This window comes from Bacillus sp. M5A3_1b (assembly GCF_053345335.1).
In genome coordinates this window covers 23,872-36,323 of the sequence record NZ_JBKEZY010000015.1, presented here as the reverse complement: position 1 = coordinate 36,323, position 12,452 = coordinate 23,872, and the positions used below count along the sequence as shown (strand labels likewise).

At 34.8% G+C, this 12,452-nt stretch carries 11 protein-coding genes; 10 read left to right on the top strand and 1 reads right to left on the bottom strand.

The window, feature by feature from the left end:
• Positions 1 to 59: 59 nt before the first annotated feature.
• The 10 genes from ACLBWW_RS26520 (at position 60) to ACLBWW_RS26475 (ending at position 11,917) form a co-directional block, all read left to right on the top strand.
• Entirely contained in the window at positions 60 to 875 is an 816-nt protein-coding gene (locus tag ACLBWW_RS26520; RefSeq protein WP_048542111.1) for a hypothetical protein, read from the top strand.
• A gap of 167 nt (positions 876 to 1,042) precedes the next feature.
• Positions 1,043 to 1,444, top strand: a complete 402-nt coding sequence (locus tag ACLBWW_RS26515) for a hypothetical protein (RefSeq protein WP_000335522.1) — start codon at positions 1,043 to 1,045, stop codon at positions 1,442 to 1,444.
• A gap of 16 nt (positions 1,445 to 1,460) precedes the next feature.
• Positions 1,461 to 1,655: a hypothetical protein gene (locus ACLBWW_RS26510; RefSeq protein WP_000899469.1), complete on the top strand. Its 195-nt coding sequence runs from the start codon at positions 1,461 to 1,463 to the stop codon at positions 1,653 to 1,655.
• Positions 1,656 to 1,668: 13 nt separating this feature from the next.
• On the top strand, positions 1,669 to 3,213 hold the full coding sequence (locus ACLBWW_RS26505; RefSeq protein WP_447614325.1) for a glycosyltransferase family 2 protein: 1,545 nt from the start codon (positions 1,669 to 1,671) through the stop codon (positions 3,211 to 3,213).
• Complete coding sequence (locus tag ACLBWW_RS26500) at positions 3,206 to 4,447, top strand: nucleotide sugar dehydrogenase (protein WP_048542110.1); 1,242 nt, start codon at positions 3,206 to 3,208, stop codon at positions 4,445 to 4,447. The genes ACLBWW_RS26505 and ACLBWW_RS26500 overlap by 8 nt, the downstream gene beginning before the upstream one ends.
• Positions 4,444 to 5,409 carry an NAD-dependent epimerase/dehydratase family protein gene (locus ACLBWW_RS26495; RefSeq protein ID WP_048542109.1) on the top strand — a complete coding sequence of 322 codons (966 nt, stop codon included), beginning with the start codon at positions 4,444 to 4,446 and terminating at the stop codon, positions 5,407 to 5,409. Before ACLBWW_RS26500 ends, ACLBWW_RS26495 begins: the two co-directional genes overlap by 4 nt.
• Positions 5,402 to 6,949: a glycosyltransferase family 2 protein gene (locus ACLBWW_RS26490; RefSeq protein WP_048542155.1), complete on the top strand. Its 1,548-nt coding sequence runs from the start codon at positions 5,402 to 5,404 to the stop codon at positions 6,947 to 6,949. Before ACLBWW_RS26495 ends, ACLBWW_RS26490 begins: the two co-directional genes overlap by 8 nt.
• A gap of 339 nt (positions 6,950 to 7,288) precedes the next feature.
• Positions 7,289 to 9,538 (top strand): formate C-acetyltransferase, encoded by a 2,250-nt coding sequence (gene pflB / locus ACLBWW_RS26485; RefSeq protein ID WP_048542107.1) that lies wholly within the window; start codon positions 7,289 to 7,291, stop codon positions 9,536 to 9,538.
• Between the two features lie 68 nt (positions 9,539 to 9,606).
• Positions 9,607 to 10,338, top strand: a complete 732-nt coding sequence (pflA, locus tag ACLBWW_RS26480; RefSeq protein WP_000589742.1) for a pyruvate formate-lyase-activating protein — start codon at positions 9,607 to 9,609, stop codon at positions 10,336 to 10,338.
• Between the two features lie 412 nt (positions 10,339 to 10,750).
• The gene (locus tag ACLBWW_RS26475) at positions 10,751 to 11,917 is read left to right on the top strand and encodes a diglucosyl diacylglycerol synthase (RefSeq protein ID WP_000594705.1); all 1,167 of its coding nucleotides are present in this window, start codon (positions 10,751 to 10,753) and stop codon (positions 11,915 to 11,917) included.
• Positions 11,918 to 12,286: 369 nt separating this feature from the next.
• Here ACLBWW_RS26475 and ACLBWW_RS26470 read toward each other — a convergent pair whose 3' ends face one another.
• Positions 12,287 to 12,406, bottom strand: coding sequence for a YfhE family protein (locus ACLBWW_RS26470; protein ID WP_000358487.1), 120 nt, complete (start codon positions 12,404 to 12,406; stop codon positions 12,287 to 12,289).
• Positions 12,407 to 12,452 lie beyond the last annotated feature (46 nt).

Sequence of the window (12,452 nt, the reverse complement as noted above, 5' to 3'; positions counted from 1 at the left end):
TTGAGATGGGGGTCTTACTGCCCGGCAAATAGCGGGGTAAATGGAAAAGGGGGAGGGATATGAGTATACATAAGCATCACGCACGTAATGCAAAACGCATTTTTGGGGTATCTGTCATTGTATGGATTATTCTCGCAATTGGATTAGTGATGGAATATAAAAAAGGGATGCTATTCACTTCGAAGAAAGAAAATCTGAAATTAATAGGTGTTGTACTACCGGCATTTGGATTATTAATATATAGCTTTATAGAAAAACGAAGATCAAAAATGCTCAAACAGGAAAATTATAATATAGAGGCTTCTGAATTATTGGAGCAACAAAAATTTGTTGTTCGCAAAGAAGTAGGAGTATTTCAAGTAATTACATACTTTGGATTAGATGGCAGTGCAGTAGGATTTTTAAAAGAAGAGTATGATTTTGTGATTCAAAGTGTATGGCAAGCTGTACTCTCTTTTCTTGTTAATGGACTACATAAGCAACAATTTTATTTATATAATAATTCGGGAGAAAGATTATTGCGTGTTCAAAAGAAGATGGGAGTACGTAACTTCTATATTTTTTCCGATGTAGAGGGAAAGAAAATTGGAGAATTGAAACAAGTACTAAGTTTAACAAAGTGGGAATGGATTTTTTTAGGAGTGGATGGTAAAGAATTTGGTAAAGTGACTGGGGACCTTTCAGCAACAATGCAGAAAATAGATTGGCGAGATGGAACGCATATTGATGTAAAAGAAGATGGTATTCCTTTAGAAGCTGTTAAGTATTTCTCGGCAAGTGGTGGTTCACTTGTTACAGCTTCTATAAGTGAACAGGCAGAATTACCACGAGCGGTTTATTATAGTGCAGCTGCCATTGTTACAATTAAAAATTAAAATATACATAAAGATAGATGGGATACCATCTATCTTTTTTGTGTGACTAGAAAAGATGGTTTCTTTGAAAAATGTATGCCTTACCTATCACAAAAAAAGCCTGCTTTGTATACATTAAGATGTATGGATGTGTTTTTATACTTTAAAAATAATAGGAGGAGAAGTGTATGTGTTTGTTCGGTAAGTATTGGAAAAAGCTATCGAGATTGTTTAATAGACAATTAGATTATTTTTTAGATAATAAGTTATTGCCTGCTGTGGAGAGACTTTTATTTTCACAAAACTTCGCGAGATTTATTCAAAGAAACTCTAAGCAAGCTACGGAAGAAGTTATTGAATCAAGTAGATTCCAATCTATTATTTGTAACATTTTAAAAGAATGTAATACATCACCTTTTAAAGAAATTGCAGAGCAATATTTGGGTAAAAACGTAGAAATTACTGTGACAGTTGGACAGTTAACGGGTGTGATTGTAGCAGTTGGTGATGATTTCTTAACATTGCAAGAAGGAATAGGAACAGAAGTTTTATTACCATTTACAAGTATTATATCAATTAAAGAAGTGTAAGAAAGGAGAGTTATATATGTTATTTACTGATGAATTACGTAACCATGTTGGTGAACTAGTGCAAGTTGTGACAGCTGTAGAAATCATTGCAGGCGTTCTTTTATCTGTGACGGATGGGGCAGTAATTGTTCGTACTTCTCCTTCTTATGGACCACCAGAAGATGTAGTTGTACGTATTCCGATTATTGCTTATGTTCGCTTGGAAGGGTAAGCGTGATACAAGTATGAGAGTGTCAGTTGTGATTCCAGTGCATAATGAAGCAAGTACTTTATCAAAAGTTTTAGTAGAAGTAAGGAAGTTGGAACCATATGAAATTATCATAGTAGATAATGGATCGACAGATGGTACGAAAGAAATAGCGTTACAGCATAATTGCCGTGTGATTTATTATAGATATTCTCTTGGTAATGATGTGGGAAGGGCAATTGGTGCTAGAGAAGCAAAAGGTGAAATTGTTTTATTTTTAGATGGCGATATCGTCATGAAAAGTGAAGAATTATACAATTTTATTAAAGGAATACAGCAAGGACATGAGATTGTTTTAAATAATTTAACATGGTCAGTTTATTTGAAGATGAGACCGCATTATACGACGGTTGGAAAATATATGTTAAACCGTTATTTGAACAAAAAAGAATTTGTTGTAGGATCTTTAATTGCGATACCACATGCGATAAGTCGTGAAGTGATTGAAGAACTAGGGTGGTGGAATTTAGCGGATCCAGCACTATTTCAAGCGATGGCGATGTCTAGAGGAGTAGATATTTCTGATATGGCTTCAGTTGATGTCATTTACACAAATAAAGTTCGTCCTGTCCATACGGGCACATCACCTGGCTCTCCTTATCCGAAAGCGACTAGTCGTATTATGGGTGATCATTTGCGAGCTTTACAATACGTAATCGAAACATACGGTAATCGCGGTGGTTTTTCAGAGGGCAATAAAGATAGGGAGTTTGTAGGAAAGTATAAACCAGTTTTATTACAAAAGAAAAAAGCGAAATATAGTGCCATTATCCCAGTATCAGAAGAGAAAACAACTATAAGGTCTGTTATACAAGAAGTGAAAAAAGTAGGTGTAGATGAAATTATAGTTGTTGTGAATGGAGCTGCCGTAAAGACCATTAAACAAGTAAAGCTAGAGAATGTTATTGTTGTTGAGTTGGAGGAAGTGCTTGGGCATAATGTAGCACGGGCGATAGGGGCCATGTATGCTACGGCAGATATTTGTTTATTTGTTGATAGTGATTTTGTTATTCCAGCAACAAATTTAATTCTATTTTTGCGTGCTATTGAAGATGGAAGTGATGTGGCATTAAATGATTTACAGTGTTTATTAGATATGTTTCATCCAGCAGATCCAATTAGCATGGGAAAATATTTTGTGAATTTGATAGCGAAGCGACCAGATTTATGGAATAACTCATTAACAGCAGTACCACACGCTATGCATAAAAAAGTAATAGAGAAAATTGGTTATGATTCTCTTATGATTCCTCCAGTAGCTCAGGTGAAAGCTATTTTAGAAGGATTCTCTATTACAGCAGTAGAGTTAGTAGATGTTATAAAAACAAATCGAGTACGTCCAGAGCAACATGAATTTGTAAATGGGCGTATTTCAGCATTTGATCGTATTTTCGGGGATCAAATTGAGGCGATTGCGTATTTATTACAATGTACAGATGAACGCGGTGGCTTTACGGATGGAGATAGAGATAGAGATATCATTCAACACTTGAGAAGGGAAGAAGAGAATACAAATGAATAGTAGTAAAGTAGCTATTATTGGCTTAGGGTATGTTGGCCTTCCTTTAGCAGTCCATTTTGCAGAGAGAGGGCATACAGTACTTGGGTTAGATAAAGATATTAGAAAAATAGAATCAATTATAAAAGGAGAAAGTTATATTCCGGATGTTTCTTCTAAAGAGTTACAAAGTTTATTGATGAAAAAAAAATTAATAGTGAACAAACCGGATCAAGGCATTGCTGATTTTCAAAATAGTGATTATGTTATTGTCACTGTCCCGACTCCAATTAATGAACAAAGAGAACCAGACTTAAGTGCCCTCATTTCAGCCTCACATTATATACAACAAAACCTTCAAAAAGGACAAACCTTCATTTTTGAAAGCTCCACATATCCAGGTACACTCGAGGAAGTTATTATTCCGATTATTTCTCAAGCAGGTCAAAAGGTAGGAGAAGATTTTTATATCGGATATTCCCCTGAGAGAATTGATCCGGCTAATAGTCACTATTCCGTTCAAACGATTCCAAAAGTTATTAGTGGACAAACAGAAAAGTGTAAACAAAAAGTACAGGAGTTATATAGCACTACATTTGATGTCGTTGTTCCAGTTAGTTCTCCGAAAGTAGCGGAAATGTGTAAGTTGTTTGAAAATATTCAGCGCCTAGTCAATATTTCATTAGTAAATGAGTTAAACACACTATGTGAAAGTTTAGGAATTGATTTTTATGAGGCGCTTGAAGCCGCATCTACAAAACCGTTTGGATTTACCCCATATTGGCCAGGACCAGGAATAGGAGGACATTGTATTCCAGTAGATCCTTTATATTTCCAATGGAGAATAAAAAGGAATGGGGAAATTAGTAAATTAATTGAGGCTGCACATGTGATTAATGAGGAAATGCCAGAGAAAATAGTCCGGAAAGTAAAAGGCATGGTGCAATCACCTGCATCAGTTTTAATTGTAGGAATTGCGTATAAGAAAGATGTAAATGATTTGAGAGAATCACCGGCTTTACCAGTTATTGAATTGTTAATAAAAGAAGGATATGAAATCGAATATCACGATCCATATATTTCTTCTGCAAAGTTTGAAGATAAGGTGTACCAATCTGTTTCTTTGGATGAACAAGTGGTTAAACAAGCGGGTTGTATTTTAATTTTAACTGATCACTCTAATATCGATTGGAAGCTTTTTAAAGGAATGAAGCGAGTAATAGATACACGTGGAATTATAAAGAAGGTGAGTGTATGAGTAAGAAATGTTTAATTACAGGTGGAGCAGGATTTATTGGTTCACATTTAGCTGAAGAGCTGGTGAAAAGAGGCTATGGAGTTACGATCGTTGATAACTTCTATAAAGGGAAAAATAAATATCATGATGAGCTAATGAAAGAAATTCGAGTTATTCCAATAAGTGTTTTAGATAAAAATTCTATTTATGAATTAGTAAACCAACATGATGTAGTGTTTCATTTAGCAGCAATTTTAGGCGTGAAAACGACAATGGAAAAGAGTATAGAGCTTATTGAAACAAATTTTGATGGAACGAGAAATATTTTACAAGCAGCGCTAAAAGAAAAGAAGAAAGTGGTCTTTGCTTCTACTTCAGAAGTATATGGTAAGGCAAAGCCACCCTTCTCTGAAGAGGGAGATCGATTATACGGGGCAACTTCTAAAATACGCTGGAGTTATGCAGTGTGTAAAACATTAGAAGAAACATTATGTTTAGGATACGCATTAGAAGGTTTACCGGTAACGATTGTTCGTTATTTTAATATTTATGGTCCAAGAGCGAAAGATGGTCCGTATGCAGGGGTAATCCCACGATTTATTAGTGCGGCTTTGCAAGGGGAAGACATTCTCGTATATGGAGATGGAGAGCAGACACGTTGCTTTACGTATGTAAGTGATGCGGTAGAGGCAACGATTAGAGCAATGGATGAAAAGGTAAATGGTGAAATTATTAACATAGGTTCTGAGAATGAAAAGAGTATAAAAGAAGTAGCAGAAGTAATTAAAAATCTAACGAAATCCTCTTCAAAGATTATTCAAGTTCCTTTTGAAGAGGTATATCCACATGGCTTTGAAGAAATTCCAAATAGAAGACCAGATGTTGCGAAATTAAGAGAACTTGTTCAGTTTCAAGCAAAGGTAACGTGGGAAGAAGGATTGAAAGAAACTATTAAGTGGTTCCGTGAAGAAAATAATGGCTAAGTCACTATCGGTCATTATACCTGTATGTAATGAAGCTGAAACGATTTCAGATGTTATCCAATCGGCAAAAGGATTAAATCCAATAGAGATTATTGTAGTAGCAAACGGTTGTAACGATGGTACAGAAGAGGTTGCTGATCGTTTAGGGTGTAAAGTAATCAAGCATACAGAGCTACTAGGGAACGATGTTGGCCGCGCGATTGGCGCAAAACACGCGATAGGTGATGTATTACTATTTATAGATGGAGATTTTGCTATTCAAACTTCAAAATTACAATTATTCCTGAATCCGATTTTACATGATCAGGCCGACATCGTTTTAAATAATTTGGACGCATTATTTTTAAAGAAACAAAAACCGCATTCTATTACCGTATGGCGCCAAATATTAAATGCAATATTAGAGCGCGAAGAATTAAAGATTGATTCTTTATTAGCTGTACCGCATGCGTTGACGAAAGAGGTTGTTCAAAGCATTGGATATGAATGTTTCGTTAATCCTATTGTCGCTCATTTACGCCTAGTACAAAGCAAATGGAGAATTAGTCGTCATTGTGCAATTGACGTTATTACGCCAAATAAATTTCGGCCGGCCGAGCATGCTGCGTATGGCACGGGTCTTTCTCAATCTGAAAAACGGATGATAGGTGATCATATAGAAGCTGTAGCGGAGCGAATAGTAGGCACTGATGAGCGCGGAGGGTATTATGATGGAAATAGGAAAAGAGAGTGTGTCTATCATACTTTAAGTTTCGAAGATTTTTATCAAGGATGGGGCGTTACATCTAAGTTGTATAAAGGAAAACAATTATCGGTCATTATTCCTGTACAAGATGAAGAGAAAACAATTGGAAATGTTATAGAAGAGCTTCGCAAAATTGAACCTTTTGAAATTATCGTTGTTGTAAATGGTTCGTCTGATCAAACAGCAACGATTGCAAAAGACAAGGGAGCAACAACAATTGTATATAAAGAAGCACTTGGCAACGATGTGGGACGTTCGCTTGGGACTTATTTCGCCAAAGGAGAAATTGTATTATTTATAGACGGTGATTTTGTTATTCCAGCTAGTGAGCTATATCCATTTACAAAAGCTATTGCAGATGGAATGGATGTCGCATTAAATGATCTAAATCATTATTTAGATTTAAGAGTACCGCTTCATCTTGTAACTGCATTTAAATATGCATTAAATTTAGCTTGTGATAGAAAAGATTTAGGAGTAGGATCTCTTATCGCTGTACCTAATGCGTTTAGCCAGAAGTGTTTGAAATCAATTGGGTATAGGTCTTTATTGTCACCTTGCGTAGCGCAAGTGAAAGCTATTCTTTCAGGATTCGAAATTGCGTGTGTAAGTCGTGTAGAGGTCGATAAGATGAACCGCATTCGTCCCAGTGAACATTTTGCAAAAATAGGTCATCCTCCAGCTGTCTTGCGAATTATAGGTGATCATATAGAAGGATTAGAGCAATTAATTGTATTAGAAGGTAGCCGTGGTGGATTCTATGATGGGAATAGAAAAAGAGATGTTTTAGAGTAGTAACAAAAAAAGTGTACAACATATGTACACTTTTTTGTTCTGTTATAAAAACTATAACAGATTAGGAGATAAGAGTATTACAGCTCTACAATGGGTATTGTTCTTATATTACAAAATAGGACTCGTATATAAGGATACCAAAAAAATACAATTAAGGAAAGGGTTAATTATAAAGACTTTCAAGTGAAGTTAACACTATGCATATAGTAGTTTGCTCAACATTTCACAAACATGTCACAACTATTTCGTTCACTTTAGCAAAAAAGTAGTATTCTAAGTGTGTAAGCTGTTATATAAAAAATCTTAGTCCTGTACTAATCAAAAATGGAGGAGATTAGGATGACTCAAGTATTAGAAAATGTTAAAAACGCATGGGAAAACTTTAAAGGTGAAAAATGGAAAGCAGAGATTGATGTTCGCGATTTCATTTTAAATAATGTAAACGTTTTCGAAGGGGACGAATCTTTCTTAGCGGGAGCAACTGAAGCAACGAAACAACTTTGGGATCAAGTAATGGATTTAACAACGAAAGAACGTGAAAATGGTGGCGTTCTTGATATGGATACAAAAATTGTTTCTTCTATTACATCACATGAACCAGGATATTTAAATAAAGATATTGAAAAAGTAGTCGGTTTCCAAACTGAAAAACCATTTAAACGTTCTTTACAACCATATGGTGGTATTCGTATGGCGGAACAAGCTTGTGAATCTTATGGATACGAAATGGATAAAGAGCTTAGTCGTATTTTTAGAGATTGGAGAAAAACTCATAACCAAGGTGTATTCGATGCTTATACACCAGAAATGAGAAATGCACGTAAATCAGGTGTAATTACTGGTCTTCCAGATGCATACGGACGTGGACGTATTATCGGTGACTACCGACGCGTAGCATTATATGGTATTGATCATTTAATTGAAGCGAAAAAAGTTGATTTGAATTTAACTGGCGGTGTAATGAGCGAAGATACAATGCGTTTACGCGAAGAGTTATCTGAGCAAATGCGTGCACTTCAAGAGTTAAAACAAATGGCTGCTTCTCATGGCTTTGATATTTCTAAGCCAGCAACAAACACACAAGAAGCATTCCAATGGTTATACTTCGCATATCTTGCAGCGATTAAAGAGCAAAATGGAGCTGCAATGAGTCTTGGACGTACTTCTACATTCTTAGATATTTATATTGAAAGAGATTTAGCAAATGGTACTTTAACAGAAGAAGAAGTACAAGAAATTGTGGATCACTTCATTATGAAATTACGTCTTGTGAAATTTGCAAGAACACCTGATTATAATGAATTATTCTCTGGTGACCCAACTTGGGTAACTGAGTCTATTGGTGGTATGGCATTAGATGGTCGTCCATTAGTAACAAAGAACTCATTCCGTTTCTTGCATACATTAGATAATTTAGGACCAGCTCCAGAACCAAACTTAACAGTTCTTTGGTCTAAACAATTACCGCAGAACTTTAAAAACTACTGTGCGAAAATGTCTATTAAAACATCAGCAATTCAATATGAAAATGATGACATTATGCGTGCTGAATACGGCGATGACTACGGAATTGCTTGTTGTGTATCTGCAATGAGAATTGGTAAACAAATGCAGTTCTTCGGCGCACGTGCAAACTTAGCAAAAGCATTACTATATGCGATTAACGGTGGTAAAGATGAAAAATCTAAAGCACAAGTTGGTCCTGAGTACGCACCGATTACTTCTGAAGTATTAGATTATGAAGAAGTTATGCGTAAGTTTGATATGACAATGGAATGGTTAGCAGGTCTATATTTAAACACATTAAATGTTATTCATTACATGCATGATAAATATAGCTACGAACGTATTGAAATGGCACTTCATGATACAAATGTTCTTCGTACAATGGCAACAGGTATCGCGGGTCTATCAGTAGTAGCAGACTCTTTAAGTGCAATTAAATACGCAAAAGTAAAACCAATTCGTGATGAAAACGGTATTGCAGTTGACTTTGAAATCGAAGGAGATTTCCCTAAATACGGTAACAATGATGACCGTGTAGATGAAATCGCTGTAAATCTTGTAAAAACATTTATGAATAAACTTCGTAAACATAAAACATACAGAAATTCTGTTCATACAATGTCGATCTTAACAATCACATCTAACGTTGTATACGGTAAGAAAACTGGTAACACTCCAGATGGTCGCCGTACTGGAGAACCATTTGCACCAGGTGCGAACCCAATGCATGGTCGTGATACAAAAGGTGCATTAGCTTCATTATTATCTGTAGCTAAATTACCATATGAAGATGCACAAGATGGTATTTCTAATACATTCTCTATTATTCCAAAAGCACTTGGTAAAGAGGATGATGTACAAGTACGTAACTTAGTATCAATGCTTGATGGTTATGCAGTAAAAGAAGGCCATCACTTAAATATTAACGTATTTAATCGTGAAACATTAATGGATGCGATGGAACATCCTGAGAAATATCCACAATTAACAATTCGCGTATCTGGTTACGCTGTAAACTTTATTAAATTAACTCGTGAACAACAAATCGATGTAATTAATCGTACAATGCATGAAAGTATGTAAGTGAAAAAGTGTCCCTCTGCTTTTTATAAATCGAAGAGGGGGGCTGCTTCAATAAAGGAGGAAGTAACATGATAAAAGGAAGAATTCATTCTGTAGAGTCTTGTGGTACTGTTGATGGCCCAGGAATTCGTTATGTCATATTTACACAAGGGTGTTTATTACGTTGTCAATACTGTCATAATGCTGATACGTGGGAGATCGGTAAAGGAAAAGAAATAACAGTTGAAGAAGTAATGCAGGATGTGACATGTTACCTTCCTTTTATTGAAGCTTCTGGAGGCGGTATAACAGTTAGTGGTGGTGAACCATTATTACAGCTAGATTTCTTAATTGAATTATTTAAGAAATGTAAGGAAGTTGGAATTCATACAACAATTGATTCTTCGGGTGGTTGTTATTCTGAAGAACCAGAATTCCAAAATAAGCTAGATATTTTAATGGATTACACAGATTTAGTTTTATTGGATTTGAAACATATTGATTCAAAGAAACACCGTAAATTAACAGGGAAACCAAATGAACATATTTTACAATTTGCTCGTTATTTATCGGATAAAAATAAACCAATTTGGGTAAGACACGTATTAGTTCCTGGTGTTACGGATAATGAAGAGGATCTACAAAAATTATCTAGCTTTATTCAAAGCCTGTCTAATGTTCAGAAGGTTGAAGTGCTACCATATCATAAGCTTGGTGTATATAAATGGGAGGCACTTGGGCATAAGTATCCACTCGCGAATGTAGAACCACCTACTGAAAAAAATGTAGAGCAAGCAAGACATATTTTACAAGCAGTCTAATCCAAATATTGGATTAGGCTTTTTGCTTTCTTTACAATAAAACCTAGAGTATGTATATAGAAAAGAGTATACTAAAAATAGAATATCCATATTTTTGTAAGGAATAAGTGGAGAAATTTACATAATTGTAAAGGGAAATCAAAATAGTAAAAAGAATTAAGAAGTAAAAGAGTGAGTATTATGGAATAGAGAACATTTGTAAGTTATTGCGAAAGCTCTTATAGGAAAGTATAATGTAAAGATATGAGCACAGATAGGATTAAGGGGTCAATCTTATATGCTTTGCATATCCACGACAGGTACATAGCTGAAAGAGAAGTATTAGAATCTGTTTATGTAATTTTTAAGGAAAATGTTTTTCCTATTGTCGTATATGCAATATGGAGAAACAATAAGCTAGGAGTGGATTTGTTTGATAAAAAACCCCAAGGTTTTAATATTAACTGCACATTACGGTAATGGTCATGTGCAAGTAGCGAAAACATTAGAACAAACATTTCGCCAAAAAGGAATTAAAGATGTAATTGTATGCGATTTGTTCGGAGAATCACATCCAGTTATAACCGATATTACAAAATATTTATATTTAAAAAGTTATACAATAGGAAAAGAATTATACCGCTTGTTTTATTATGGCGTAGAAAAAATTTATGATAAAAAAATAGCATCTTGGTATGCGAACTTTGGAAGAAAACGTTTGAAATTACTTTTACAAGCAGAGAAACCGGATATTGTTATTAATACTTTTCCCATCATAGCTGTACCAGAGTTAAAAAAGCAAACAGGTATTTCAATTCCTGTTTATAACGTATTAACGGATTTTTGTGTGCACAAAATATGGATTCATCGGGAAGTAGATCGTTATTTTGTAGCAACGGATCACGTGAAAAAAATTATGGTTGATATTGGTGTGCCCTCGGAGCAAATTGTTGAAACTGGAATTCCGATTCGTAGTAGTTTTGAGCTCAAGATCAATCCAGACATTATATATAATAAATATCAGTTATGTAAGAATAAAAAGATTTTACTAATTGTAGCAGGTGCTCATGGGGTATTAGGAAGCGTAAAAGAACTATGCCAATCATTTATGTCATTACCTGATTTACAAGTAGTTGTCGTTTGTGGAAAGAATGAAGCGTTAAAACAGGATTTATTAGGAGTACAGGAAAAAAATCCTGATGCATTAAAAGTATTTGGTTATGTTGAAAATATTGATGAATTATTCCGTGTTACTTCTTGTATGATTACGAAGCCAGGCGGTATTACGTTAAGTGAAGCGGCAGCATTGCAAGTACCTGTCATTTTATATAAGCCTGTTCCAGGGCAAGAAAATGAAAATGCGATGTACTTTGAAAGAAAAGGAGCTGCAGTTGTCATTCGTGATGATAGTGAGGTTTTTGCAAAGACAGAGGCGTTATTACAAGATGATATGAAGCTTCTTCAAATGAAAGAAGCGATGAAAAGCATTTATCGTCCGGAGCCAGCTGGTCATATTGTGGATACAATTTTGACAGAAAATCATGTAGAACCGAATCATATACCTATTAAATCACCTGCTCTTGCACAACTATTTACTTAATATGAAACCCTCTTTTATATGTTTAAAGAGGGTTCTTTATTGTTTTATAAGATAAAGTAGTAACTTATCCACATGAAGATTACGCTTTCATTAAACAGTAAAGTCGAAATATTAACAACTATATCCACATTGTCCACAATTTTTAGAAAACTATCCACAATTCGAACATTTACTATGCGTTACAACATATAAACTTGTGAAGGATTTGTTGAATTTATTCACAATTCTATAAATTGTGTGGATAACGTTATCCACACAAAAAAGGTTCCTTATAAATAAGGAACCTTTTTGTCTATTCTATCACGTAGAAAAAATATGTAATGAGAATGAATAATCAGGGGGGAAAACTTCTAATTATTCATTCTCACTTTAAATACTTTTCGAGCGATAACCCGCTGCGCGATCTGCTTTGCGAAATTCTCGTTGGTAAAGAACTTCTTGTGTACTAGATAATGTGTTTTTTGTTTTGTCACGTTTCTTTTTATCCATTACAAATCACCTCGTGTCCTAAAGTCACTATCTATCGTTTCCAAAG

What these genes read in the sequence shown, in the direction of transcription:
- ACLBWW_RS26520 (WP_048542111.1), top strand. Translation starts at nt 60, where the DNA reads ATGAGTATACATAAGCATCACGCACGTAATGCAAAACGCATTTTTGGG.
- ACLBWW_RS26515 (WP_000335522.1), top strand. Translation starts at nt 1,043, where the DNA reads ATGTGTTTGTTCGGTAAGTATTGGAAAAAGCTATCGAGATTGTTTAAT.
- ACLBWW_RS26510 (WP_000899469.1), top strand. Translation starts at nt 1,461, where the DNA reads ATGTTATTTACTGATGAATTACGTAACCATGTTGGTGAACTAGTGCAA.
- ACLBWW_RS26505 (WP_447614325.1), top strand. Translation starts at nt 1,669, where the DNA reads ATGAGAGTGTCAGTTGTGATTCCAGTGCATAATGAAGCAAGTACTTTA.
- ACLBWW_RS26500 (WP_048542110.1), top strand. Translation starts at nt 3,206, where the DNA reads ATGAATAGTAGTAAAGTAGCTATTATTGGCTTAGGGTATGTTGGCCTT.
- ACLBWW_RS26495 (WP_048542109.1), top strand. Translation starts at nt 4,444, where the DNA reads ATGAGTAAGAAATGTTTAATTACAGGTGGAGCAGGATTTATTGGTTCA.
- ACLBWW_RS26490 (WP_048542155.1), top strand. Translation starts at nt 5,402, where the DNA reads ATGGCTAAGTCACTATCGGTCATTATACCTGTATGTAATGAAGCTGAA.
- pflB (WP_048542107.1), top strand. Translation starts at nt 7,289, where the DNA reads ATGACTCAAGTATTAGAAAATGTTAAAAACGCATGGGAAAACTTTAAA.
- pflA (WP_000589742.1), top strand. Translation starts at nt 9,607, where the DNA reads ATGATAAAAGGAAGAATTCATTCTGTAGAGTCTTGTGGTACTGTTGAT.
- ACLBWW_RS26470 (WP_000358487.1), bottom strand. Translation starts at nt 12,406, where the DNA reads ATGGATAAAAAGAAACGTGACAAAACAAAAAACACATTATCTAGTACA.